General features: G+C 68.5%; 18 protein-coding genes. 6 read left to right on the top strand and 12 right to left on the bottom strand.

Features of this window, described 5'->3' with window-relative positions:
- Window positions 1-68: 68 nt before the first annotated feature.
- The 6 genes from ligA to AC07PA_RS17200 all read right to left on the bottom strand — a co-directional run bounded on the left by ligA (window position 69) and on the right by AC07PA_RS17200 (window position 12,542).
- Window positions 69-2,177, bottom strand: coding sequence for an NAD-dependent DNA ligase LigA (ligA, locus tag AC07PA_RS17225; protein ID WP_494607369.1), 2,109 nt, complete (start codon window positions 2,175-2,177; stop codon window positions 69-71).
- 21 nt (window positions 2,178-2,198) lie between these two features.
- On the bottom strand, window positions 2,199-2,741 hold the full coding sequence (locus AC07PA_RS17220; RefSeq protein ID WP_494607367.1) for a hypothetical protein: 543 nt from the start codon (window positions 2,739-2,741) through the stop codon (window positions 2,199-2,201).
- Window positions 2,742-2,745: 4 nt separating this feature from the next.
- Window positions 2,746-3,858, bottom strand: a complete 1,113-nt coding sequence (locus AC07PA_RS17215; protein ID WP_007859165.1) for a hypothetical protein — start codon at window positions 3,856-3,858, stop codon at window positions 2,746-2,748.
- Window positions 3,859-3,918: 60 nt separating this feature from the next.
- Window positions 3,919-7,443 carry a chromosome segregation protein SMC gene (gene smc / locus AC07PA_RS17210; RefSeq protein WP_494607365.1) on the bottom strand — a complete coding sequence of 1,175 codons (3,525 nt, stop codon included), beginning with the start codon at window positions 7,441-7,443 and terminating at the stop codon, window positions 3,919-3,921.
- A 296-nt stretch (window positions 7,444-7,739) separates the two neighbouring features.
- Window positions 7,740-10,892 carry a bifunctional diguanylate cyclase/phosphodiesterase gene (locus tag AC07PA_RS17205; RefSeq protein WP_494607363.1) on the bottom strand — a complete coding sequence of 1,051 codons (3,153 nt, stop codon included), beginning with the start codon at window positions 10,890-10,892 and terminating at the stop codon, window positions 7,740-7,742.
- A 153-nt stretch (window positions 10,893-11,045) separates the two neighbouring features.
- Window positions 11,046-12,542, bottom strand: a complete 1,497-nt coding sequence (locus tag AC07PA_RS17200; protein WP_494607361.1) for a short-chain fatty acyl-CoA regulator family protein — start codon at window positions 12,540-12,542, stop codon at window positions 11,046-11,048.
- Window positions 12,543-12,660: 118 nt separating this feature from the next.
- Between AC07PA_RS17200 and AC07PA_RS17195 the strand changes: the two genes are divergently transcribed.
- The 5 genes from AC07PA_RS17195 to AC07PA_RS17175 are packed head-to-tail and all read left to right on the top strand — an operon-like array spanning window position 12,661 to window position 18,999.
- The gene (locus AC07PA_RS17195; RefSeq protein ID WP_494607359.1) at window positions 12,661-13,038 is read left to right on the top strand and encodes an acyl-CoA thioesterase; all 378 of its coding nucleotides are present in this window, start codon (window positions 12,661-12,663) and stop codon (window positions 13,036-13,038) included.
- Between the two features lie 50 nt (window positions 13,039-13,088).
- Window positions 13,089-14,243 carry a bifunctional 2-methylcitrate synthase/citrate synthase gene (gene prpC / locus AC07PA_RS17190; RefSeq protein WP_494607357.1) on the top strand — a complete coding sequence of 385 codons (1,155 nt, stop codon included), beginning with the start codon at window positions 13,089-13,091 and terminating at the stop codon, window positions 14,241-14,243.
- A gap of 35 nt (window positions 14,244-14,278) precedes the next feature.
- On the top strand, window positions 14,279-16,897 hold the full coding sequence (gene acnD / locus AC07PA_RS17185; RefSeq protein WP_494607355.1) for a Fe/S-dependent 2-methylisocitrate dehydratase AcnD: 2,619 nt from the start codon (window positions 14,279-14,281) through the stop codon (window positions 16,895-16,897).
- Between the two features lies 1 nt (window position 16,898).
- Entirely contained in the window at window positions 16,899-18,092 is a 1,194-nt protein-coding gene (gene prpF / locus AC07PA_RS17180) for a 2-methylaconitate cis-trans isomerase PrpF (protein ID WP_494607353.1), read from the top strand.
- Between the two features lie 43 nt (window positions 18,093-18,135).
- The gene (locus AC07PA_RS17175) at window positions 18,136-18,999 is read left to right on the top strand and encodes an isocitrate lyase/PEP mutase family protein (RefSeq protein WP_494607351.1); all 864 of its coding nucleotides are present in this window, start codon (window positions 18,136-18,138) and stop codon (window positions 18,997-18,999) included.
- A 106-nt stretch (window positions 19,000-19,105) separates the two neighbouring features.
- Here AC07PA_RS17175 and AC07PA_RS17170 read toward each other — a convergent pair whose 3' ends face one another.
- The 6 genes from AC07PA_RS17170 to AC07PA_RS17145 all read right to left on the bottom strand — a co-directional run bounded on the left by AC07PA_RS17170 (window position 19,106) and on the right by AC07PA_RS17145 (window position 22,218).
- Window positions 19,106-19,501, bottom strand: a complete 396-nt coding sequence (locus AC07PA_RS17170) for a DUF7684 family protein (RefSeq protein ID WP_146187890.1) — start codon at window positions 19,499-19,501, stop codon at window positions 19,106-19,108.
- A 40-nt stretch (window positions 19,502-19,541) separates the two neighbouring features.
- Window positions 19,542-19,796 carry an Imm32 family immunity protein gene (locus tag AC07PA_RS17165; protein ID WP_494607349.1) on the bottom strand — a complete coding sequence of 85 codons (255 nt, stop codon included), beginning with the start codon at window positions 19,794-19,796 and terminating at the stop codon, window positions 19,542-19,544.
- Between the two features lie 125 nt (window positions 19,797-19,921).
- Window positions 19,922-20,707 (bottom strand): HEAT repeat domain-containing protein, encoded by a 786-nt coding sequence (locus AC07PA_RS17160; RefSeq protein WP_007859120.1) that lies wholly within the window; start codon window positions 20,705-20,707, stop codon window positions 19,922-19,924.
- Window positions 20,708-20,760: 53 nt separating this feature from the next.
- Entirely contained in the window at window positions 20,761-21,153 is a 393-nt protein-coding gene (locus AC07PA_RS17155; protein WP_494607347.1) for a YybH family protein, read from the bottom strand.
- Window positions 21,154-21,182: 29 nt separating this feature from the next.
- Complete coding sequence (locus tag AC07PA_RS17150) at window positions 21,183-21,689, bottom strand: GNAT family N-acetyltransferase (protein WP_494607345.1); 507 nt, start codon at window positions 21,687-21,689, stop codon at window positions 21,183-21,185.
- 49 nt (window positions 21,690-21,738) lie between these two features.
- Complete coding sequence (locus tag AC07PA_RS17145; RefSeq protein WP_007859114.1) at window positions 21,739-22,218, bottom strand: winged helix-turn-helix transcriptional regulator; 480 nt, start codon at window positions 22,216-22,218, stop codon at window positions 21,739-21,741.
- A gap of 90 nt (window positions 22,219-22,308) precedes the next feature.
- Between AC07PA_RS17145 and AC07PA_RS17140 the strand changes: the two genes are divergently transcribed.
- Entirely contained in the window at window positions 22,309-23,163 is an 855-nt protein-coding gene (locus tag AC07PA_RS17140; RefSeq protein ID WP_494607343.1) for an SDR family oxidoreductase, read from the top strand.
- Window positions 23,164-23,301: the final 138 nt, after the last annotated feature.

The following is a 23,301-nucleotide window of genomic DNA, read 5'->3' as shown; positions in this document are numbered from 1 at the left end:
GGGACAAGGGAAACAAGGTGGCGGCCCGATGGGAAACAAGCTAGGACTCAGGAAACCGGCGCAAGTTCTCAGGCCGCATCGCCGCCGCCCAGCAGCGCCAGCATGCCCGCCTCGTCGATCACGGGCACGCCCAGTTCCTCGGCCTTGGCCAGCTTGCTGCCGGCCTCTTCGCCGGCGACCACGTAACTGGTCTTCTTGCTCACCGAGCCTGAGACCTTGGCGCCCGCCGCTTCGAGCATGTCCTTGGCGGCATCGCGGCCCAGGGTGGGCAGCGTGCCGGTGAGCACGAAGGTCTTGCCGGCCAGTACCTGGGCGACCTTCTCTGCCGGCGCGCCTTCGGGCCAGCGCACGCCGCAGGCGCGCAGCTGCTCGATCACTTCGCGGTTGTGCGGCTGCTGAAAGAAGGTGTGGAAACTCTGCGCCACGATGGGGCCCACGTCAGGCACTTCGAGCAGTTGCTCCACCGTGGCGGCGGTCTCTGCCGTGGCGCCGATCATGGCGTCCAGCGTGCCGAAGTGCTTGGCCAGGTCCCTGGCCGTGGACTCGCCCACGTGGCGGATCCCCAGGCCGAACAGGAAGCGCGCCAGCGTCGTCTCCTTGGACTTCTCCAGGGCGGCCAGCACGTTCTGCGCCGATTTCTCGGCCATGCGCTCCAGGGCTACCAGCGAGGTGAGCCCCAGGCGGTACAGGTCGGGCAGCGTGCGGATCACGTTGGCTTCCACCAACTGGTCCACCAGCTTGTCGCCCAGGCCCTCGATGTCCATGGCGCGGCGCGCGGCGAAGTGCAGGATGGCCTCCTTGCGCTGGGCGGCGCAGAACAACCCGCCGGTGCAGCGGTGGTTGGCCTCGCCGGGCTCGCGCACCACGTCGCTGCCGCACACGGGGCACTGCCTGGGCATGCGGAAGTTGGGCACGTAGGCCGGGCGCTGGCCGGGCATGACGCCCACCACCTCGGGGATCACGTCGCCCGCACGGCGCACGATCACCGTGTCGCCCACGCGCACCTGCTTCTTGCGGATCTCGAACAGGTTGTGCAGCGTGGCATTGGTCACCGTGACCCCGCCCACGAAGACTGGTGCCAGACGCGCCACGGGCGTGAGCTTGCCGGTGCGGCCGACCTGGATGTCGATGCCCTCCACGCGCGTGGCCATCTCCTGCGCGGGGTACTTGTGGGCCACGGCCCAGCGCGGTTCGCGCGTCTTGAAGCCCAGGTCGCGCTGCAGGTCCAGGCGGTTGACCTTGTAGACCACGCCGTCGATGTCGTAGGGCAGCTGGTCGCGCGAAGCGCCCACCTGCTGGTGGAAGGCCACGAGCTCGGCCGCGCCCTTGGCGATCTGTACCTGCGCCGCCACGGGAAAGCCCCACTCCTTGAGCGTCTGGAGCATCTCGTAGTGCGTGGCGAACACGCGCCCGCCTTCGTTTGCGGGCGTGGTGGCACCCAGGCCGTAGGCGAAAAAGCTCAGCGGCCGCTGGGCCGAGATGCCCGAATCGAGCTGGCGCACCGCACCCGCCGCCGCGTTGCGCGGGTTCACGAAGGTCTTGCCGCCCTGCTCGCGCTGGCGTTCGTTCAGGGCATCGAAATCGGCGCGGCGCATGTAGACCTCTCCGCGCACTTCGAGCAGCGGCGGCACGCCGGCCGGCAGGATCAAAGGGATCTGGCGGATGCGGCGGATGTTGTGCGTCACGTCCTCCCCCACCTCGCCGTCGCCGCGCGTGGCCGCCTGCACCAGGCGGCCGCCCTCGTAGCGCAGGCTCATGGCCAGGCCGTCGAACTTGGGCTCGGCCACGTACTCGATCACCGGGTCGGCCTCGGCCAGGCCCAGCTCGCGCCGCACGCGCGCGTCGAAGGCCTGGGCGCCCGTGGCCTCGGTGTCGGTCTCGGTGTGGATGCTGAGCATGGGCACGGCATGGCGCACCGGGGCCAGGCCGTCCATGACGCCACCGATCACACGCTGCGTGGGCGAATCGGGGGTGATGAGGTCGGGGTGGGCTTCTTCCAGCGCCTGCAGCTCGCGGAACACGCGGTCGTACTCGGCATCGGGCACCGTGGGCTCGTCGAGCACGTAGTACTGGTGCGCCCAGCGGTTGAGCTGGTCGCGCAAGGCTTGTATCTGGGTGGCTGGCAACACGTTGGAATCCTGCGCTGGAGCAGAGAAAAGGTCAAAATTTTCGGTCATGGCCAGAGGGCCCCGCCGGGCTCAGTATCCGTCACCCCGGATGGAGCCGAGCACGGCAGACGGCTGCGCCACGACCACGCGCACCTTTGGAGGCATCTGCCGGCGCAGGAACTCCACCACCCGTTCGTCATGAACCCCGTAGGCGGTGGTAAAGCGCGTGGCCTCGCCATGGCGCCGCTCGAAGACGAAGACACGCCGGAAGGCATCGCCCTGCAGGGTCAGCGCCTTGACCTCCTGCAGTACCACCTCCACCTGCCGGGGCACGAGGCGCGACGGCAGCGAGAAGAAGGCCACGCCATCGCGCACCCGCACCAGCGGGCGGCCCAACGGGCCGAAGGCTCGCCGGTCCTGCCATTGGCGCCAGGCCAGGAAAGCGGCCAGCGCAAGGTACACCGCGCCCATCAGGTACCACTGCCCAAAGGCGATCACCCCGATGCCGGCAGCCACGAGCACGCCGGCCTTGGCCATGCCCAGCGCCAGTTGCCCGGGGCGGAACAGCCCCTGGTCGCGCTCGACCAGCGGGGGAAAGAAAAGTGCACGCCAGCCCAAACCGTCCGGTCCCATCGGTTCAGCTGAACAGGCGCCGCGCCAGCACCGAGCCGGCCGACAGCTCGCGCCCGTCGAGCTGGTCGTACAGCAGCTCCAGATCGGCGGCGATCGGGTCCATGGCCATGGCAGGCAGCGGGTGGCCGTTCTGGTCGCAGAGCACACCGTCCATGGCCTCGCACAGTGCGGCAGCCACCTCGCGCAGGCGCGTGAACGGCTGCTCACCACGGTGCACCTGCGAGACATCGAGGCTCAGGGTGACGTCGCGGATCGCGGACTGGTCCGGGTCATCGGCCAGTGCCGCCTGCGTGTCGTAACCCAGGGTGAGCAGAGGCGGCAGGCCCGGGTTGCCCGTGGGCAGCACCAGGCGGCCCGGCATGGCACCGGAGACGAAGCCCAGGCGTGCGGCGTTCTGGTGGATGTAGCCAGGGCTCCATGCGGCCTGGCGCGCACGCAGCATGAAGGCCAGCTGCGCATCGTGGTCGCTGGCGAACTGGTCGAGTTCGCGGGCACGGGCCACTTCCTGCAGCATGTCGGGGAAATCGGGGGCGGCGTTCACCGCGTCGGCAAAGGCCTGGGCCTTCATGACGAATTCCGAGAACTCGATCTCGTTGAGCGCGCCCATGCGGTTGGCCAGCTGCACGCCGGCCTGGAAGCTCTGGTAACGCTGGCCGGGCGACGGTGTCTCCCACTGCTGGCTGGCTTCGTTGTAGCCCTCGATGGAAAAGGGCTTGCTGCCGGCGCGGCGGGTGGGCGGCATGGCGGCCAGCGCGGCATCGCCCGAGACGATGAGTTCGGGCTGCAGGGTGGCGATCACGTCGATCAGCGGATCGAGCCCCGGGCGGCGCTCCAGCGACGTCGGCGGCACCGGCATCTGCAGCGAGTCGAGCACATCCACCGTGTGCACCGAGGGGTCGGGGCCGCGGTCCAGGCTGTCCAGTTCCGCTGCCGTGAGCTGGGTGGCGCCGGCATCGAAGCCGGGCTCCTGGCGCAACGCCGGGTCGGCCAGGTGCTCGGGCTCCTCGGGCGAGGCGCGCCGCGGGGCATTGCGGTGCGACGTCCAGGCGTTGTAGGCCACGATGAGGGCCAGCACCAGGCCGCCGATGATGGCCAGACTCAGTTGCAATGTGCTCATAGATCTCGATTCCGTCCTGCGCAGACAGGAGGGCAAGGGAAATGGGTCATCGTCATCATGTCATGCATCGGCCATCGAGAGGGCCGATTCCATGTCCACCGCCACGATCCGCGAGACGCCCTGCTCCTGCATGGTCACGCCGATCAGCTGCTCGGCCATTTCCATGGCGATCTTGTTGTGGCTGATGAACAGGAACTGCGTGCCCTTGCTCATGCTGGAGACCAGCTTGGCATAGCGTTCGGTGTTGGCATCGTCCAGCGGTGCGTCCACCTCGTCCAGCAGACAGAACGGCGCAGGGTTGAGCTGGAAGATGGCGAACACCAGCGCGATGGCCGTGAGCGCCTTCTCCCCGCCCGACAGCAGGTGGATGGTCTGGTTCTTCTTGCCCGGGGGCTGGGCCATCACCTGCACGCCGGAATCGAGGATTTCGTCGCCGGTGATGATGAGCTTGGCCTGGCCACCGCCGAACAGCTCGGGGAACATGCGCCCGAAATGGCCGTTCACCGTGTCGAAGGTGCCCGAGAGCAGTTGGCGCGTTTCGCCGTCGATCTTGCGGATCGCGTCTTCCAGCGTGTTCATGGCCTCGGTCAGGTCGGCGGTCTGCGCATCGAGGAAGATCTTGCGCTCGCTGGCCAGCTTGAGCTCGTCCAGCGCCGCCAGGTTCACCGCGCCCAGCGCGGCGATCTCGCGGTGCAGGCGGTCGATCTCGCCCTGCAGGCCACCCACGCGCACGTTGCCGTCGGCAATCGACTGGGCCACGGCCTCCAGGTCGGCCTGGGCGTCGGCCAGAAGGGTGGTGTACTGCTCCAGGCCCAAGCGCGCGGCCTGCTCCTTGAGCTGGAATTCGGTGATGCGCGCGCGCAGCGGGTCGAGCGCGCGTTCGAGCTGCATGCGCCGCTCGTCGCTGGCGCGCAGCTTGGCGGTCAGGTCGTCGTACTCGCTGCGCTGCGCACCGAGCGCCTTCTCGCGCTCCATCTTCACTTCCAATGCGGCCTGCAGGCCACCCTGTGCGGCCGCGTCGGACAGGCGGGCCAGCTCATCGCGCGCGCGCTGCTGCTCGTCGGTGAGCGAGGTGGTCTGCTGGCTGGCGGTCTCGATGGATCGGTTCAACTCGCCGCGGCGCGCTTCCAGGCTGCGCTGCGAGAAGGTGGCCTCCTGCGCCTGGCGCTCCAGCGTGCGCTGCTGCTCGCGGCAGGCGGCCAGCTTGCGCTCGGCCTCGATCACCCGGTCACCCAGCTGCGCCTCGCGCTCCTGGCTGTCGGCCAGTTGCATGTCCAGCTCTTCGAAGCGGGCTTCGGCCGCCACGCGGCGCTCCTGCAGATCGGACAGCTGGGCCTCGATCTCGGCGATGTCGGCACCGATCTGCGCACTGCGCGCCCGCGTCTGCTCGGCCAGTTGGGTCAGGCGCAGGGTCTCCACCTGCAGCTCGTGGGCCCGGCCCTGGGCCTCGGTGGCCTCGCGGCGGGCGCCCACCAGGCGCTGCGATGCATCGGCATAGGCGGCTTCGGCGCGGACCAGGGCAGTGCGCGACTCCTCGGCGATCAGGGCCTGGGCGCGCAGCTCCTTTTCGAGGTGTTCGATCTCCTGTGCGCGCGCCAGCATGCCCGACTGCTCGGAGTCCTGGGCGTAGAAGCTCACGCTGTGGGCGCTGACGGCGTGGCCCGAGGGCACGAACACCACCTCGCCCGGCTGCAGCGTGCTGCGGCGGTTCAGGGCCTCGTCCAGCGTGGGTGCGGTATAGCAGCCCTGCAGCCAGTCGACCAGCACGGCGCGCAGGCCGGCATCGTGGATGCGCAGCAGGTCCGACAGGCGCGCATGCGGCGAAGCGACGTCGGGCGTGCCGGCGGAGGGCATGCTGTAGAAGGCCAGGCGCGCGGGTGGCGCATCGGTGCCGCCCGAGCCCAGGAAGCCGCGCACCATGTCCAGGCGCCCTACTTCCAATGCGGCCAGGCGCTCGCGCAGCGCGGCTTCGAGCGCGTTTTCCCAGCCTGGCTCGATGTGGATGCGGCTCCACAGGCCTTGCAGGCTGTCGAGGCCATGCTTGGCCAGCCAGGGGCGCAGCTTGCCATCGGTCTTGACCTTTTCCTGCAGGGCCTTCAAGGCCTCCATGCGGGCAGACAGATCGGCCTGGCGCGCGCTTTCGCTGTTCACGGCCTGCTGGCGGGCGCGGCGTTCGTCGTCGAGCTGTGGCACGGCCTCCTGCAGCTCGGCCAGGCGCGCCTCGGTGGTCTCGGCCAGTTCCTGGGCCTCGTCCAGCTGCTCCTGCAGGTTGGCCAGGCGCGCCTCGTCGGGTGCGGCAAGGGCGTTGCGGTCGGCGCGCAGGCGCTCGTAGCGGCCATCGAACTGGCGGCTCTGCTCGTCGATGCTGCGCTGCTCGGCGGCCAGCACGCCGATCTGCTGCTGCACCTGGACCACGCTGGCGCGCTGCTCGCTGGTGCGGCTTTGCGCCTGGCGCAGGGCGTCTTCGAGGTCGGGCAGCTGCATGGCCTGCTCTTCGACCTGGGCGGCCAGCAGCTCGGCGCGCTCCTCGGCATCCACACCGGCACCGGCGAGGTTTTCAAGCTCGATGTCGGCCTCTTCCTTGCGTGCGGACCACTGGGCGATCTGCTCGGCCAGGGTCACCAGGCGCTGCTCCACGCGCAGGCGGCCTTCCACCACGTAGCGGATCTCGGCCTCCAGGCGGCCCACTTCGGCCGTGGCCTCGTAGAGCTTGCCCTGGGCCTGGTTGACGTGGTCGCCAGCGGCATAGTGCGCCTGGCGGATGGTTTCGAGGTCGGACTCGACGGCACGCAGGTCGGCCATGCGCGACTCGAGGTCGTTCACGGCCTGCAGGCCATCCAGGCGCACCTTGGCCTGGTCGGCCTCGGCATCGGCGCGCTTCAAGAACCACAGCTGGTGCTGCTTGAGCGTGGCGTCGGAATTGAGCGCGTTGTATTTGGCAGCCACCTCGGCCTGCTTTTCGAGCTTTTCGAGGTTGGCGTTGAGCTCGCGCAGGATGTCTTCCACCCGCGTAAGGTTCTCGCGCGTGTCCGAGAGGCGGTTTTCCGTCTCGCGGCGGCGCTCCTTGTACTTGGAGACCCCGGCCGCCTCTTCGAGGAACAGGCGCAGCTCTTCGGGGCGCGATTCGATGATGCGGCTGATGGTGCCCTGGCCGATGATGGCGTAGGCGCGCGGCCCCAGTCCCGTGCCCAGGAACACGTCCTGCACGTCGCGGCGGCGCACGGGCTGGTTGTTCAGGTAGTAGCTGCTGGTGCCGTCGCGCGTGAGCACGCGGCGCACCGCCACCTCGCCGTACTGGCCCCACTGGCCGCCGGCGCGGTGGTCGGAGTTGTCGAACACCAATTCCACACTGGCGCGGCTGGCTTGCTTGCGGGTGGTGGTGCCGCTGAAGATCACGTCCTGCATGGACTCGCCGCGCAGCTCGCTGGCCTTGCTCTCGCCCAGCACCCAGCGCACCGCATCCATGATGTTGGACTTGCCGCAGCCGTTGGGGCCCACCACGCCCACGAGCTGCCCCGGCAGCATGAAGTTGGTGGGCTCAGCGAAGGACTTGAAGCCGGAAAGCTTGATGGAGGTGAGACGCACGTGTCAGGGGGCGGGCAAAAATGGGTGTGGCGCAAGGGGGCGCACAGGCGCCAGACGGAAAAATACCGGCCAATGTAAAGCGGGATGATACCGCGCCGCCTGCTGGCTCCCGTGGCATGGAGCCCCCTCGCGGCCAATCCCCGCGTATCCATCGGCAATATTTAACAAATATGGCGTGTGCCGCTTGCCCGCCAAGGCCTGGCCGCTATCAATTTTGCATGCAATCGGGCACGGCGGCAGCCCGCGCCTTGCGCTGCCTCCCCCTGCCACCCCGGCGCACGGTCGATTTCCCGGTTTCAGTGGACCACGGCATTGTGCCGGCGCACCAGCTCCTCGAACTCGGCCACCTGCAGCGGCGGGCTGAGCAGGTAGCCCTGCCAGGCATGGCAGTTGTTGCGCGCCAGGAACTCGCGCTGGGCCTCGGTTTCCACGCCTTCGGCGATGACGCGCAGGCCCAGGCTGGTGCCCAGGGCCACCACGGTGCGGGCGATGGCCGCGTCGTTGGGGTCGGTGAGCACGTCGCGCACGAAGCTCTGGTCGATCTTGAGCTGGTCCAGCGGCAGGCGCTTGAGGTAGGACAGCGAGGAATACCCGGTGCCGAAGTCGTCCAGCGAGAAGCCCACACCATAGGCCTTGAGCTGGCCCATCTTGGCGATGGTGTCTTCCACGTCCGAGAGCAGCAGGCCTTCGGTCATCTCCAGCTTGAGGCGGCTGCCGTCGGCGCCCGAACCGGCCAGCGCGGCCAGCACCTGGGCCACGAAGCCGCTCTGGTGGAACTGCCGGGGGCTCACGTTCACCGCCAGGCCCAGGCCGGCCAGGGCGGGCTGCTGCGCCCAGCGCGCCAGGCGCTGGCAAGCCACCTGCAGCACCCACTCGCCCAGCGGCAGGATCAGGCCGTTCTCCTCGGCCAGCGGAATGAACTGTGCCGGCGAGACGAACCCATCGCGCGGGTGGCGCCAGCGCAGCAATGCCTCGGCACCGGTGATGCGGCCCTGGTCGATCTGCGCCTGGTAGTACAGCTCGAACTGGCCCTGCGCCAGGCCCACGCGCATGTCCAGCTCCATGGCAGCGCGGGCACTCACGGCGGCCTGCATCTGGGGGTCGTAGAAGCGCAGCGTGTCGCGGCCTGCCGACTTGGCCTGGTACATGGCCAGGTCGGCACGGCGCAGCAGTTCGTCCACCGTCTCGCGCACGCCGCTGAACAGGGTCACGCCCATGCTCAGCGAGCTGTGGTGCGCCTCGGGGCCCAGCGCATAGGGCTCGCGCAGCACCGCGAGGATGCGCTGGCCGGCTTCCTCGCAGCGCGCAGCGGCCTCCTCGGGCGTGGCACCCAGGTCCTCGAGCAGCACCACGAACTCATCGCCGCCCTGGCGCGCCACGGTGTCGTCCTCGTGCACGCAGGCGCGCAGGCGGTTTGCCACCTGCATCAGCAGGGTGTCGCCCTTGTCGTGGCCCTGGGTCTCGTTCAGCGTCTTGAAGTTGTCCAGGTCCAGCAGCAGCAGCGCGCCATGGCTCTGGTGGCGTGCGCTGGTGGCCAGCGCCTGCTGCAGCCGGTCGATCAGCAGGCGGCGGTTGGGCAACTGGGTCAGCGGGTCGTAGTAGGCCAGGTTCTTGATCTCGTCCTCGGCCGCCTTGCGCTGGCTCAGGTCCTGCAGGGTGACGAGGTGGTCGTCCCCGATGCGCACGCCGGACACCTCCACCGGCCGCACCACGCCATCGCGGCACAGGAAGTGGTATTCGGCCGCGGCGATGATGCCGTCGCTGTCGTCCGCGCGCTGGCGCTCCTCCATCCAAGCCGTGCGCATCACCTCGCGCTCTTCGGGATCGGGGTAGCTGCGCTCCCACCACACGTCCACATTGGGCACTTCCTGCGCGGTGTAGCCGCAGATCTGCAGAAAGCGTTCATTGCGGAACGAGATGGTGCCGTCCTTCTGCACCAGGCACAGGCCCATCGGTAGGCGCTGCAGGATGCCGCGCAGGTGCGCCTCGTTGCCGCGCAAGGTGTTCTCCATGCGCTTGCGCTCGCTGATGTCCTGCACCACGGCCATGTGGAAATCGGGCGAGGTGCCCGGTGTCCACATGGGCGAAACGGTCAGGTCCACCCAGACCTCGGAACCGTTCTTGTGGAAGTAGCGCTTCTCCATGCGGTATTCGCTGATCTCGCCGGATTTCAGGCGCTCCATCTGGGCCAGGTCGATCGCCAGGTCCTCGGGCTGGCTCACGCCCTGGAAGTCGAGCGCGCGCATCTCCTCGCCCGAGTAGCCCAGGATGTCGCAGTACTTCTGGTTGATGCGCACGAAGCGCCCGCTTCGGGTGTCGATTTGCGCCACGCCCACGGCGGCCTGGTTGAACAGGGCACGAAAGCGGTCTTCGCTCTCGCGCCGGGCCTCGTCGGACACCTGCGCGCGCGCCAGGGCCAGCGTGCGCTGGCGCGCCAGCAAGGTGACCAATGCCGCCAGCAGCAGGGACACCAGGGCCCCCGAGCCCCCCGCCGCCCAGGGCAGGCTGCGCTCGGACAGCGACAGCAAAGACTGCGTGGGCATGAAGCTCAGGCGCCATCGCCGGTCGTGCACCAGGATGTCCCGCTCGTAGGGCACGGTATCCGGCAAGGCCTCGGCGGTGGGCGGCAGCAGCACGCGCACCGTGGTGTCGGTGGCGCCGGCGCGGGTGGAGCCCTGGTCGGTGATGGACACGGCGATGCCGTTGAGCAGGCCCTCGCCGCGCATGAAGCGCACCAGGTCGTAGACCCGGATGGTGGCGGCCACGGCCCCGAGGAAGACCTGCGGCTTGAGGTCGGCCGTCCCCGATCGGTCATACACCGGAACGCGGATCACGAAGGCTGTGCGGTGCGTCTGCTCCTGCACCAGGTCGAACGGCGCCGACGCCACGGTGTTCCCGCTGTCGCGGCTGTAGCGCATGGCCGCCAGGTTGGTGGGCTGGGCGCTGATGTCCAGGCCCAGCACGGCCTCGTTGCCCTTCATGGGCCACAGGTACTCGGCCACGAAGTACTCGGGGCGCTCGCCGGGCGGCCGGATCGAAAACTCGGGATAGCCGGCGGGGTTGATCGAGGTATCGGCCCGCACGCGGGCTTCATAGTCGGCCTTCTCGTCCAGGGTCACCCGCCGCGTGAACGACAGGTTGCGCACGCCGGGGTAGCGTTCGGAGATGTCGAGTTCGCTGGCCACCCGTTCGAACTCGGCCCGCGTGAGCCCCGGGTTGGCCGAAAACAGCCCGCGCAGGCCGTGCACGATCTCGGTGTGGGTGGCGATGCGCTGCACCAGCGCGTCGGTGAACAGCCGTGTCTCCTGCGTCAGGCGCGCCTTGGCGACCGCATCGACCGCATCGGCCTGTTGCCGCGCCAGGCCGAAGCTCAGCAGCAAGCCGGCCGCAGCCACGCCCAGGCCGGGCAACCAATGCCGATAGAAGCCGTTGAGGGTGAGCGAAGCCATTCAGGACAGGGAGTCAGCGAAAGCCAGACAGGGTTGCACACGGCGTGCCAGGGCACTGCCGCAACAGCCCATGAGGATAGCGGGATTCGGCCCCTCCATCCGGCATGCAAGGGCCCACATCTTGTAACAGCGTCGCTGTTTTTGCCGTACCGTTTATGCAACACCGGGGGGCGGGTTTGCCAGCACCCGAGGCGATCCCCCCACCACCACGGGATAGGGGGCAAAACGACTGCGATTCTCATTCACATCCAGCACCTGGCCGATGGGTGGGAACGCCCGCTGCGGGCAGGCCTCGCGCTCGCAGACCTTGCAGCCCATGCCGATGGGCACGGCCGCCTCGGGGTCGGCCAGGTTCAGGCCGCGTGAGTACACGAGCTGCGCCGCATGGCGCACATCGCAGCCCAGCGCCACCGAGAACTCCTTGCCCGGCGCACCCCAGCCCCCGGCCCCGCCACTGCCGCGCGAGACGGTACGCGCCACCCACAGGTAGGCCCGGCCGTCGGGCATGCGCGCCAGCTGCGGCACGATGCGCCCGGGCTGGGCAAAGGCCTCGTACACGTTCCACAGCGGGCAGGTGCCGCCGATCTTGCTGAAGTGGAAATGCGTGGCCGACTGGCGCTTGGAGATGTTGCCCGCCCGGTCCACGCGGATGAAGAAGAAGGGCACGCCGCGCGCGCTGGGCCGCTGCAGCGTGGACAGGCGGTGGCACACCGTCTCGAAGCCCACGCCGAACTGGTGGCCCAGCCGGTCGATGTCGTAGCGCACCGCCTCGGCCGCCTGCAGGAAGACCGTGTAGGGCAGCAGCAAGGCCCCCGCGAAGTAGTTGGCCAGGCCGATGCGCGCCAGTGCCCGCGCCTGGTCGCCCGACAGGCCCGCGCCGTCGGCCAGGCGGCGCAGCTCGGGCCCCATCTCCAGGAAGGCCAGCTGCGTCGCCATCTGGAAGGCGCGCTGCCCGGCTTCGAGCCCCTGGGCCAGTTGCAGCACCCCGCTGCCAGAATCGTAGTGGCGCTGCGCCCCGCCCGGCAGCTCGGGCACGGCCACCATGTGCACCCCGTGGGCCGCCTGCAGGCGGCGCGCCAGCCCCTCGTCGGCACGGCCGGGCTGCAGCGCCCAGTCGGCCGCCAGCCGCTCGGCCGCATCGTCGAGTTCGGCGAAGTGGTTATGGCGGGCAAAGAAGAAATCGCGCACTTCCTCGTAGGCCATGGGCTGGTGGCCGGCACTGGCCAGGGCACCGCTGCGGCCATCGCCAAGCTGGGCGCTCAGGGCATCGAGCCGCTCCAGCGCCTGGCGGTGGCGCTGGTGCAGGGCCAGCAGGGTGCGCGCCACGGCGGGCATGCCCGAGGCCAGCTCGCGGATCTCGGCCAGCGACACCGCCTCCGGGTCCAAGCCCGGCTCGGCAGGCGTATCGGCCAGCACCTCGCGCAGGCCGGTGATCAGGCGCGCCTCGTCGTCGTCCGAAAAGCGCTGCACGTCCACGCCGAACACGGCGTTGATCTTGAGCAGCACCGGCACGGTGAGCGGCCGCTGGTTCTGCTCGATCTGGTTGAGGTAGCTGGCCGACAGATCGAGCGCGCGCGCCAGCGCGATCTGCGTCATGCCGCGCTCCTCGCGCAGGCGGCGCAGGCGCACCCCCATGAAGGTCTTCTTCATCGCCCGGCCACCGCCACGCGATTCATTCGCAAAATTAGCAACTGGTCCATTTTTACTTCGCAATCATTCGCCATTTCAGCCCTGTACCTGGTGCAAGGTCTTGCGTACATTGCGAATCATGCAACAAACCAGCGCCGGGCACCAGCCCATGCACTTCACGGAGATGGTGTTCCCCGAGCGCACCAACCACTACGGCACGCTGTTCGGCGGCCAAGCCCTCTTGCTGATGGGCCAGGCGGCCTTCGTCACGGCCAGCCGCCATGCGCGCTGCGCGGTGGTGATGGCACGCTGCAGCGACGTGCAGTTCATGGCCCCCGTGCCCCAGGGCCAGGCGCTGCGGCTCACGGCCGAGGTGGTGCGCACCGGCAACAGCTCCATGACCGTGGAGGTCAGCGGCAGCGCGGAGAACCTGCACACCGGCCACCACCAGCCCGCGCTGCGCGGCGCTTTCGAGATGGTGGCCGTGGACGGTGCCGGCCGGCCCAGACGCATCTGATTTCGTTCCATTCAATCCCCCCACCGCTTTCGCAACAGGAGACAGCCCCCATGAGCGACACCCTCGCCACCGGCTTCAAGCCCAAGAAATCCGTCGCCCTCTCGGGCGTGACCGCCGGCAACACGGCGCTGTGCACCGTGGGCCGCACGGGCAACGACCTGCACTACCGCGGCTATGACATCCTGGACATCGCCGACGTCTGCGAGTTCGAGGAGATCGCCCACCTGCTGGTACACGGCAAGCTGCCCACCGCGGCCGAATTGCGCGCCTACAAGGGGCGCCTGAAGGCCTTGCGCGGCCTGCCGGCCAATGTGAAGGAGGCGCTGGAGCAACTGCCCGCCAGCAGCCACCCCATGGACGTGATGCGCACCGGCGTATCGGCCCTGGGCTGCGTGCTGCCCGAGAAGGACGATCACCACACGCCCGGTGCGCGCGACATCGCCGACCGGCTGATGGCATCGCTCGGCTCCATGCTGCTGTACTGGTACCACTGGTCCACCCAGGGCAAGCGCATCGAGGTGGAGACGGACGACGACTCCATCGGCGCGCACTTCCTGCACCTGCTGCACGGCAAGAAGCCCCCGGCCGCCTGGGAGCGCGCCATGCACACCTCGCTGAACCTGTATGCGGAGCATGAGTTCAATGCCTCCACCTTCACCGCGCGCGTGGTGGCCGGCACGGGCAGCGACATGTACTCATGCATCACCGGCGCCATCGGCGCGCTGCGCGGGCCCAAGCATGGCGGCGCCAACGAGGTGGCCTTCGAGATCCAGAAGCGCTACGACAACGCCGACGAGGCCGAGGCCGACATCCGCCGCCGCGTGGAGGCCAAGGAGGTGGTGATCGGCTTCGGCCACCCGGTCTACACCGTGAGCGACCCGCGCAACGAGGTCATCAAGCGCGTGGCGCGCCAGCTCTCCGAAGACGCGGGCACGACCAAGATGTTCGACATCGCCGAGCGGCTGGAGACGGTGATGTGGGAGGTGAAAAGGATGTTCCCCAACCTCGACTGGTTCAGCGCCGTGAGCTACCACATGGTGGGTGTGCCCACGGCCATGTTCACGCCGCTTTTCGTCATTGCGCGCACCAGCGGCTGGGCAGCGCACATCATCGAGCAACGCATCGACAACAAGATCATCCGCCCGAGCGCCCACTACACGGGCCCCGAAGACCTGGCCTTCGTCCCCATCGGCGAGCGCAAGTAGATTCGACAGGAAGCGACACGCCCTGCCCCACGTCCATGAACACAAGATACCGCAAGAACCTGCCCGGCACTGCGCTGGACTACTACGACGCCCGAGAGGCCGTCGACACCCTGGAGCCCGGCGCCTGGGCCGGGCTGCCCTACACCTCGCGCGTGCATGCCGAGAACCTGGTGCGCCGCTCTGACCCTGCCACGCTGGAAGCCTCGCTGCGCCAGCTGATCGAGCGCCGGCGCGACCTGGACTTTCCGTGGTACCCGGCGCGCGTGGTGTGCCACGACATCCTGGGCCAGACGGCGCTGGTGGACCTGGCCGGCCTGCGCGATGCGATTGCCGACATGGGGGGCGACCCGGCCCAGGTGAACCCGGTGGTGCCCACCCAGCTCATCGTCGACCATTCGCTGGCCGTGGAGCACGGCGGCGACGACCCCGAGGCCTTTGCCAAGAACCGCGCCATCGAGGACCGGCGCAATGAAGACCGCTTCCACTTCATCGAGTGGACGAAGAAGGCGTTCAAGAACGTCGAGGTGATCCCGCCGGGCAACGGCATCATGCACCAGATCAACCTGGAGCGCATGTCGCCCGTGGTGCACGCCCAGGGCGGCGTGGCCTACCCCGACACACTGGTGGGCACCGACAGCCACACCCCGCACGTGGATGCGCTCGGTGTCATCGCCATCGGCGTGGGCGGGCTGGAGGCCGAGAGCGTGATGCTGGGCCGTGCCTCGTGGATGCGCCTGCCCGACATCGTGGGCGTGGAGCTCACGGGCCAGCCGCAGCCTGGCATCACCGCCACCGACACCGTGCTGGCCCTGACCGAATACCTGCGCCAGCAGAAAGTGGTGGGCGCCTACCTCGAGTTCTTCGGTGCCGGCGCCTCGGCGCTGACCCTGGGCGACCGGGCCACCATCTCCAACATGGCGCCCGAGTTCGGCGCCACGGCGGCGATGTTCTACATCGACGAGCAGACCATCGCCTACCTGCGCCTCACGGGCCGCGAGGCGGAGCAGGTGCGGCTGGTGGAGACCTACGCCAAGGCAACCGGCCTGTGGGCCGATGCCCTGGCCACGGCCCAGTACGAGCGCGTGCTGCGCTTTGACCTGGCGACCGTGGTGCGCAACATGGCCGGGCCCTCCAACCCACACAAGCGCCTGCCCACCCGCGACCTGGCGGCACGCGGCATTGCCGCACCGTGGACCGAGGTACCAGGGCAGATGCCCGACGGCGCGGTCATCATCGCCGCCATCACCAGCTGCACCAACACCAGCAACCCGCGCAACGTGATCGCCGCCGGCCTGCTGGCGCGCAATGCCAATGCGCGCGGCCTGGTGCGCAAGCCCTGGGTCAAGTCGTCCCTGGCGCCCGGCTCCAAGGCCGTTCAGCTGTACCTGGAGGACGCCGGGCTGCTGGCCGAACTGGAGCAGCTGGGCTTCGGCATCGTGGCCTTTGCCTGCACCACCTGCAACGGCATGTCGGGCGCGCTGGCACCGGCCATCCAGCAGGAGATCATCGACCGCGACCTGTACGCCACGGCCGTGCTCTCGGGCAACCGCAATTTCGACGGGCGCATCCACCCCTATGCCAAGCAGGCCTTCCTCGCCTCGCCCCCGCTGGTGGTGGCCTACGCGATCGCCGGCACGGTGCGCTTCGACATCGAAAAGGACGTGCTCGGCACGGACGCCCAGGGCCACCCCGTGAGGCTCCAGGATATCTGGCCCAGCGATGCAGAGATCGACGCCATCGTGGCGCAAAGCGTCAAGCCCGAGCATTTCCGCCGCGTGTATGGGCCCATGTTCCGGCTGCAGGCGGCCAGCGGCGAGGCGGCCGTGAGCCCGCTGTACGACTGGCGCCCACAAAGCACCTACATCCGCCGCCCGCCCTACTGGGAAGGCGCCCTGGCCGGCGAGCGCACCCTCAGCGGCCTGCGCCCGCTGGCCGTGCTGCCCGACAACATCACCACCGACCACCTCTCGCCCTCCAATGCCATCCTCATGGACAGCGCGGCCGGCGAATACCTGCACAAGATGGGCCTGCCCGAGGAGGACTTCAACTCCTACGCCACGCACCGCGGCGATCACCTCACGGCGCAGCGCGCGACCTTTGCCAACCCGCAACTGGTCAACGAGATGGCCGTGGTCGACGGCCGGGTGAAGAAAGGCTCGTTCACCCGCATCGAACCCGAGGGCCAGGTGGTGCGCATGTGGGAGGGAATCGAGACCTACATGCAGCGCGGCCAGCCGCTGATCATCATTGCCGGCGCCGACTACGGCCAGGGCTCGTCGCGCGACTGGGCGGCCAAGGGCGTGCGCCTGGCGGGGGTGGAGGCGATCGCGGCCGAGGGCTTCGAGCGCATCCACCGCACCAACCTGATCGGCATGGGCGTGCTGCCGCTGGAGTTCAAGCCAGGCACCAGCCGCCTGACCCTGGGCCTCGATGGCACGGAGACGTACGATGTGGTGGGCGAACGCCGCCCGCGCGCCGACCTCGTGCTGGTGGTGCGGCGCAGGAATGGAGAGCACGTCGATGTGCCCATGACCTGCCGGCTGGACACCGCCGAGGAAGTCTCGATTTACGAGGCCGGCGGCGTGCTGCAGCGCTTCGCCCAGGACTTTCTTGCTTCCGCCAACACCGCATCCCCCCAGCCACAGGCCGCCTGACATGCCCCACGCACCCCAGATCCAGATCCCCGCCACCTACATGCGCGGCGGCACCAGCAAGGGCGTGTTCTTTCGCCTGCAGGACCTGCCCGCCGCAACCCAGGTACCGGGCGCCGCGCGCGATGCGCTGCTGCTGCGCGTGGCCGGCAGCCCCGACCCCTATGGCAAGCAGACCGACGGCATGGGCGGCGCCACCTCGAGCACCAGCAAGGTGGTGATCCTGGCGCCCAGCACCCGGCCCGGCCACGACGTGGACTACCTCTTCGGCCAGGTGTCCATCGACGCGGTCTTCGTCGACTGGAGCGGCAACTGCGGCAACCTGTCGGCCGCCGTGGGGCCGTTCGCCATCGCCAACGGCCTGGTGGATGCCGCCCGCGTGCCGCCCGACGGTATCGCCACGGTGCGCATCTGGCAGGCCAACATCGGCAAGACCATCATCGCGCAGGTGCCCATCACCGGCGGGGCCGTGCAGGAGACCGGCGATTTCGAGCTCGATGGCGTCACCTTCCCTGCGGCCGAGGTGCAGCTTGAATTCAGGGACCCGGCGGCCGACGAGGACGGTGCGGGCGGCGCCATGTTCCCGACCGGAAATGTGGTGGACGACCTGGCCGTGCCCGGCGTGGGCACACTGCGCGCCACGATGATCAATGCGGGCATCCCCACCATCTTCGTCAATGCGGCCGACATCGGCTACACCGGTACCGAGCTGCAGTATGCAATCAACGGCGACCCCGCTGCGCTGGCCCGCTTCGAGGCCATCCGCGCCCATGGCGCTGTGCGCATGGGGCTGATCGCCACGGTGGACGATGCCGCGCGACGCCAGCACACACCCAAGCTGGCCTTCGTCGCGCCACCGGCCAGCTACACCGCGTCGAGCGGCAAGGCGGTGGCCGCCGCCGATGTGGACCTGCTGGTGCGCGCCCTGTCCATGGGCCGGCTGCACCACGCCATGATGGGCACGGCGGCCGTGGCCATCGCCACCGCTGCGGCCATCCCCGGCACGCTGGTGAACCTGGCCGCCGGTGGCGGGCAGCGCAGCGCCGTGCGCTTTGGCCACCCCTCGGGCACCCTGCGCGTGGGCGCCGAGGCCACGCAGCAATCCAATGGCGAATGGACGGTGACCAAGGCCCTGATGGGCCGCAGCGCCCGCGTGCTCATGAGCGGCTGGGTGCATGTACCCGGCGACGCCTTCTGACGCCTTTCAAGAACCCTGTTCAAGATCTCTCATTCATCCCTCCATGTCCACCCGCAAGACCCTCAAGGCCCTGGCCGAATCGCGCCGCGGCATCCTCGTTCCCGGTGCCTTCAACGCCCTGTCGGCCCGCGTGGTCGCCGATCTGGGCTTCAAGGCCATTTACGTCACCGGAGCCGGCGTCACCAACATGTGGTTCGGCCTACCGGACCAGGCCTTCATGGGCCTGACCGACATCGCCGACCACACGGCACGCATCCGCGATGCGGTGGAACTGCCGCTGATCGTGGACGCCGACACCGGCTTCGGCAACGCGCTCAACGCCTACCACGCCGTGCGCACGCTGGAGCGTGCCGGCGCCGACTGCATCCAGCTCGAAGACCAGGTCAGCCCCAAGCGCTGCGGGCACTTCAACGGCAAGGAGGTGATCAGCACCGAGGAGATGCTGGGCAAGATCAAGGCCGCCGTGGACGCCCGCCGAGACCCCGACACCCTCATCCTGGCCCGCACCGATGCCTGCGCCACCCAGGGCTTCGAGGCGGCCGTGGAACGCGCGCAGCGCTTTGGCGAGGCCGGCGCCGACATCCTGTTCGTTGAGGCCGTGACCACGGCCGAGGAGATCCGCGCCCTGCCCCGGCGCCTGGCCGACAGGCCCCAGCTCATGAACATGGTGATCGGCGGCAAGACCCCCATCTTCAGCGCCGAGGAACTGGCCGGCCTGGGCTACGGCATCGTGCTGTACGCCAACGCCGCGCTGCAGGGCGCGGTGGCGGGCATGCAGAAGGCGCTGACCGTGCTGCGCGAAACCAAACGCATCGACGAGGACCCGGCCCTGGTGGCGCCGTTTGCAGAGCGCCAGCGGCTGGTGCGCAAGAGCGAGTGGGATGCGCTGGAGCAGAAGTACCAGTGACACAGGGCATATGGCCATCAGCCGGGCGGCAGGCACAAGCAACAGCGCTGCCACAGCACTGCGTCGGACCGCTCGCGCACACGGCGCACAACGCCTCGCATGGAATTCAAGCCTGCAGATAGGCCTGCACAGTCACCTGCTCAGCGGGGTGTTGGGCGATATGCAACAACACCGTTCGCACAATTTCTATCCGGTGGTGAAACGCGCAATGCTTGCAAAAGTGGAAGACCTCCGCCAGGGCACAGCCCTCGTGCCAGGTCGTCATCACAAAGCGCTCCTCGGGAATGTCCTCAAAATGGAACTCCTCGATCAGCGCCCAATCCACCATGTCGTCCCAAGAGCTGCAATCCTCGCCCCAGGCCATCATGTAGAGGCAGCCGGAACGCACCATCCATGTGCTGACCTGCGCCTGCCAACGGGGATCCACACCCATCTCGGCAATGACGACCACGCGCCACGGAGCGCCATCCGCCACATCGGGCATGCGGTCGCCAGACTTCACATGAAGGTATGAAAGGTTCTGTCGAACAGACGAGCCTGCATCAATCACCGTCAGAGCCGCCTTCGTACCGGAACACAGTCAGGTGGGGCGAGTCATTGAACTGGGGCATCGCGTCCGCCAGATGCAGATGGCCGTAAGCGCCTCCCAAACGGTCCATTGCATCAGCTGCAGACAGAAGGAATGCAGCCATTGCGCGCAGCTCATCGGGAGTGGCCTCAAGCGTCACCTCGGCCAGCGTCTCGGGGATGATGTCTTGTGGGTCCTTGCCTTCGTCGGCATATCCGTGGAGTTTCATGCCTGCAGTCTAGGTCATGCGAGGTTATCGCATACGTCCCATTACATCCGCCGCCGTCTGACTGCGGCGCAGCCTTCCAAGAACGACCTGATCAATACACAGCAGCAGGGATCGCAAAGACAGGCCTATCGAACCTCGGAGCAGGCCTCTATCGCGGACTGCAGGCAACCGAACCAATAGCCCTTGCGCTCGCTGTCGTGAAGCCCGTCCGCAAGTGCGTGCAGCGCAGGTAACAGCAAGGGACTGGCAACCTGCTCCGCAGCCTCCAGCTGGTACACCAAGCAATCGGGGCCCAGCTGCGCCAGCAGCTGGTCGACCACACGCGGATCGCGCCGTGCAGCGAGGCCCACCAGGGCCTCGCCGCGAACGTCCTCATCGGCGTCGCCAAGGTTGTGCCAGAGCACCTCGCGCACCTGCGGCGTATCGACGGTCTGCTGGGTGCCCAGGCCGAAAGTGGCCCAGTCACGCACCTCGGGATCGGCATCCACCGCCAGGCGCATCAGTGCGTCGATGGCGATCGGCCCGTGGTAATGACCCAAGGCCACGGCCACATCCCAGCGCATCGCACTGTCGGCATGTCCAGCCAACTCGACCAGGCTCGCCAGAGCATCTGGATGCGGCCGGTGTCCCAGCCCTGAGACCGCGGCGCGGACCACTTCGGCATGGACATCCTCCAGGCCCGCGAGCAGCAGTGCCTGCGTGGCATCCAGGGCATAGGCAGGCGCGGACAGGCCCTCGGTGCGCCGGCGTTGCTGCAGCTGCGATGCGACGTGCAGACCCAGGGCGCGGCGCCTCCAGCTGCGGCTGGCGCACAGCGCACGCACCCGACGCAAAAGCGCGGGTGAAGCGCGCAGATGCAATTGCTGGATCGCCTTCCATCCCCGGTCGGTGTCCCAGGCGCGCAGCGCCATGCGCTCCAACCTTTGCGATGTCTGCGGCGTGCCCAGATTCCTGGAATTCCTTTTCACGGCTGCACCACCAGCATGTTCGCATCCCGCGCCAGCAGCCAGCGCCCCTTCTCCTTGCGGAACACGCTGAGCACGGGCCCCGCACGCACGATGGGCGCAGCGCCATCACGGGGCGTCATGGTCACCGTGAGCTGCGATCGGGCAAACGCCCACTCTCCTGCCACCTGCACCTCCTGGATATCGCTGCTGCCGTCCACCCGGGGCCCGGCATTGCCGGCCTGGCTCTGCATGGCGGCCCGGAAATCTGCTTTGAACATGGGCGCCCTGCCCGGCACGAGGAAAACCACGTCCTCGGTCATCAGGTCCATCACTGCCTCGGTGTCGCCGGCCCTGGTGGCGGACATCCAGGTAGCGACCAACTGGCGGATCTGATCTTCATCGCTCAACATAAGAATCCTTGCTTCAGGGCGAGGCGCGCTCAGCCACCATCGTCACGCAGCAGCAGCGCCATGGCCAGGCTGTCGTGGTACACACCGTCCACCCGCACCGACCGGCGGCGAATGCCTTCCAGCTCGAAGCCCAGGCGTTCGTACAGGGCCCTGGCGTTGGCATTGTCAGCGCGCACGCTCAGCTCGATGCGGGTCAGGCCCCGCGTCCATGCGCCGTCAATGGCGGCACGCATCAACCGGGCCCCGATGCCCCGGTGACGCGCAGAAGGGATCAGCCCGATTCCCAGGGTGCCCACATGCGCCCGCGTTTGCCCCATGCCGGGCAGCACGTCGCACCAGCCCACGACCTGGCCATCGGCCACGGCCACCACCTGGCACTGGTCGTTGGCGATGATGTGCTCATAAAAGCTGCGCGAGGACTCAAAGGGCGGAGCCTCGGTAAAGGCCAGAAAGCGCTTCTCGCGCGCGACCGTGTCGAGCGCGCGCCACAGGCCCTCGAAATGCGCTGGCGCCACCGGTTCGATGGACAGGTTCATCCCACGGATCTCCATTCAGCCAGGGCCCCTTCCCCGGACCGAAGACAGTCTACAGCGCGGCGGAGAACACCCACCCGGCTCCGAGGTCGGCAGGAGGCGCCGCAGCGCTGGCACCTGCCGCATCCGCACGGTGCTTGTCCATGATGCGGTGCAGGTTGCCCTCGATCCAGTCCACCAGGCCTTCGACCTGGCGTGCCACCTCGGTGCCCATGGGGGTCAGGCTGTACTCGACGTGCGGTGGCACCACGGGGTGCGAGACGCGCAGCACGAAGCCATCGCTCTCCAGCCACTGCAGGGTCTGGGCCAGCATCTTCTCGCTGACACCACCCACCTTGCGGCGCAGGTCGCTGAAGCGGTGCGTGCCGGCCAGCAGGGCCACCAGCACCAGCACGCCCCAGCGGCTGGTCACATGTTGCAGCACGGCGCGCGAGGGGCAGTCGGGCGAGAACAGCTGGCCACGCTGCAGCTTCTCGGCAATGCCTTCGCGGGGAGCAGTCTCGGCGGGGGTGGATGCAATGCGGGCAGGCATGTGGTACTTACCTTTATGTACGTACTTACGAAAAGTTAGCTTGACCGCTATTCTGCCTTCTCTGTCTTTTTCAACCAAGGGTTTTTCACCATGATCGCCATCACCGGAGCCACCGGCCAGCTCGGCCGCCTCGTCATCCAGTCCCTGCTCAAGACCATCCCTGCCGCTCAGATCGTTGCGGCCGTGCGCAGCCCCGAAAAGGCCCAGGACCTTGCTGCCCTGGGCGTGCAGGTGCGCAAGGCAGACTACACGCAGCCCGACACGCTCGATGCCGCCTTCCAGGGCGTGCACAAGCTGCTGCTGATTTCATCGAGCGAGGTGGGCCAGCGCACGGCACAGCACAAGGCGGTGATCGATGCCGCCCAACGTGCCCGGGTGCAGCTGCTGGCCTACACCAGCGTGTTGCGCGCCGACAGCTCCCTCTTGGGCCTGGCGGCAGAACACGTGGAGACCGAAGCCCTGCTGCGCGCCTCGGGCCTGCCCGTGGTGCTGCTGCGCAATGGCTGGTACACCGAGAACTACACGGCCAGCGTGCCGGCCGCGCTCGCCCATGGCGCCGTGCTGGGCAGCGCAGGCAGCGGCCGCATCGCCTCGGCAGCCCGTGTGGACTATGCCGAAGCCGCGGCCGTGGTGCTGGCCACCGATGGCCAGGCCGGCCGGGTGTACGAGCTCGCAGGCGACAGCGCCTACACCCTCGCCGACTTGGCGGCGGAAATTGCGCGCCAGTCGGGCAAGAACGTGGTCTACAAGGATCTGCCCGAGGCCGACTACCAGGCCGCCCTGGTGCAGGTGGGCCTGCCGGCCGGCTTTGCCGCGCTGCTGGCCGATTCGGACGCCGCAGCGGCCAAGGGTGCGCTGTTCGACGATGGCCACCAGCTCAGCCAGCTGATCGGCCGCGCCACGACGCCGCTGGCAACCACGGTGGCGGCAGCGCTGAAGGGCTGATGGGCATTGGGGCCGCACAAGGCGGCCCTTTTCTGAAACTGGATAGCCTGTTGGCAGCGCATTTCGGCCGCCCCAAAGCAAACGCCCCCAATACCAAAATGGTACTGGGGGCGGTTGGGCTGTAAGAGCCTGACGATG

The sequence above is a fragment of the Acidovorax sp. GW821-FHT09B03 genome (assembly GCF_059418305.1).
The sequence above is the reverse complement of the archived record's forward strand: the minus strand, read 5'-3'. Positions and strand labels throughout refer to the sequence as shown.

Coding starts and splice junctions, on each gene's coding strand:
- acnD (WP_494607355.1), top strand. CDS start 14,279: ATGAACACAAGATACCGCAAGAACCTGCCCGGCACTGCGCTGGACTAC.
- AC07PA_RS17200 (WP_494607361.1), bottom strand. CDS start 12,542: ATGAAGAAGACCTTCATGGGGGTGCGCCTGCGCCGCCTGCGCGAGGAG.
- AC07PA_RS17220 (WP_494607367.1), bottom strand. CDS start 2,741: ATGGGACCGGACGGTTTGGGCTGGCGTGCACTTTTCTTTCCCCCGCTG.
- AC07PA_RS17215 (WP_007859165.1), bottom strand. CDS start 3,858: ATGAGCACATTGCAACTGAGTCTGGCCATCATCGGCGGCCTGGTGCTG.
- AC07PA_RS17150 (WP_494607345.1), bottom strand. CDS start 21,689: ATGAACCTGTCCATCGAACCGGTGGCGCCAGCGCATTTCGAGGGCCTG.
- AC07PA_RS17140 (WP_494607343.1), top strand. CDS start 22,309: ATGATCGCCATCACCGGAGCCACCGGCCAGCTCGGCCGCCTCGTCATC.
- AC07PA_RS17175 (WP_494607351.1), top strand. CDS start 18,136: ATGTCCACCCGCAAGACCCTCAAGGCCCTGGCCGAATCGCGCCGCGGC.
- AC07PA_RS17145 (WP_007859114.1), bottom strand. CDS start 22,218: ATGCCTGCCCGCATTGCATCCACCCCCGCCGAGACTGCTCCCCGCGAA.
- ligA (WP_494607369.1), bottom strand. CDS start 2,177: ATGACCGAAAATTTTGACCTTTTCTCTGCTCCAGCGCAGGATTCCAAC.
- AC07PA_RS17195 (WP_494607359.1), top strand. CDS start 12,661: ATGCAACAAACCAGCGCCGGGCACCAGCCCATGCACTTCACGGAGATG.
- AC07PA_RS17160 (WP_007859120.1), bottom strand. CDS start 20,707: ATGGCGCTGCGCGCCTGGGACACCGACCGGGGATGGAAGGCGATCCAG.
- prpC (WP_494607357.1), top strand. CDS start 13,089: ATGAGCGACACCCTCGCCACCGGCTTCAAGCCCAAGAAATCCGTCGCC.
- prpF (WP_494607353.1), top strand. CDS start 16,899: ATGCCCCACGCACCCCAGATCCAGATCCCCGCCACCTACATGCGCGGC.
- AC07PA_RS17155 (WP_494607347.1), bottom strand. CDS start 21,153: ATGTTGAGCGATGAAGATCAGATCCGCCAGTTGGTCGCTACCTGGATG.
- AC07PA_RS17205 (WP_494607363.1), bottom strand. CDS start 10,892: ATGGCTTCGCTCACCCTCAACGGCTTCTATCGGCATTGGTTGCCCGGC.
- AC07PA_RS17165 (WP_494607349.1), bottom strand. CDS start 19,796: ATGAAACTCCACGGATATGCCGACGAAGGCAAGGACCCACAAGACATC.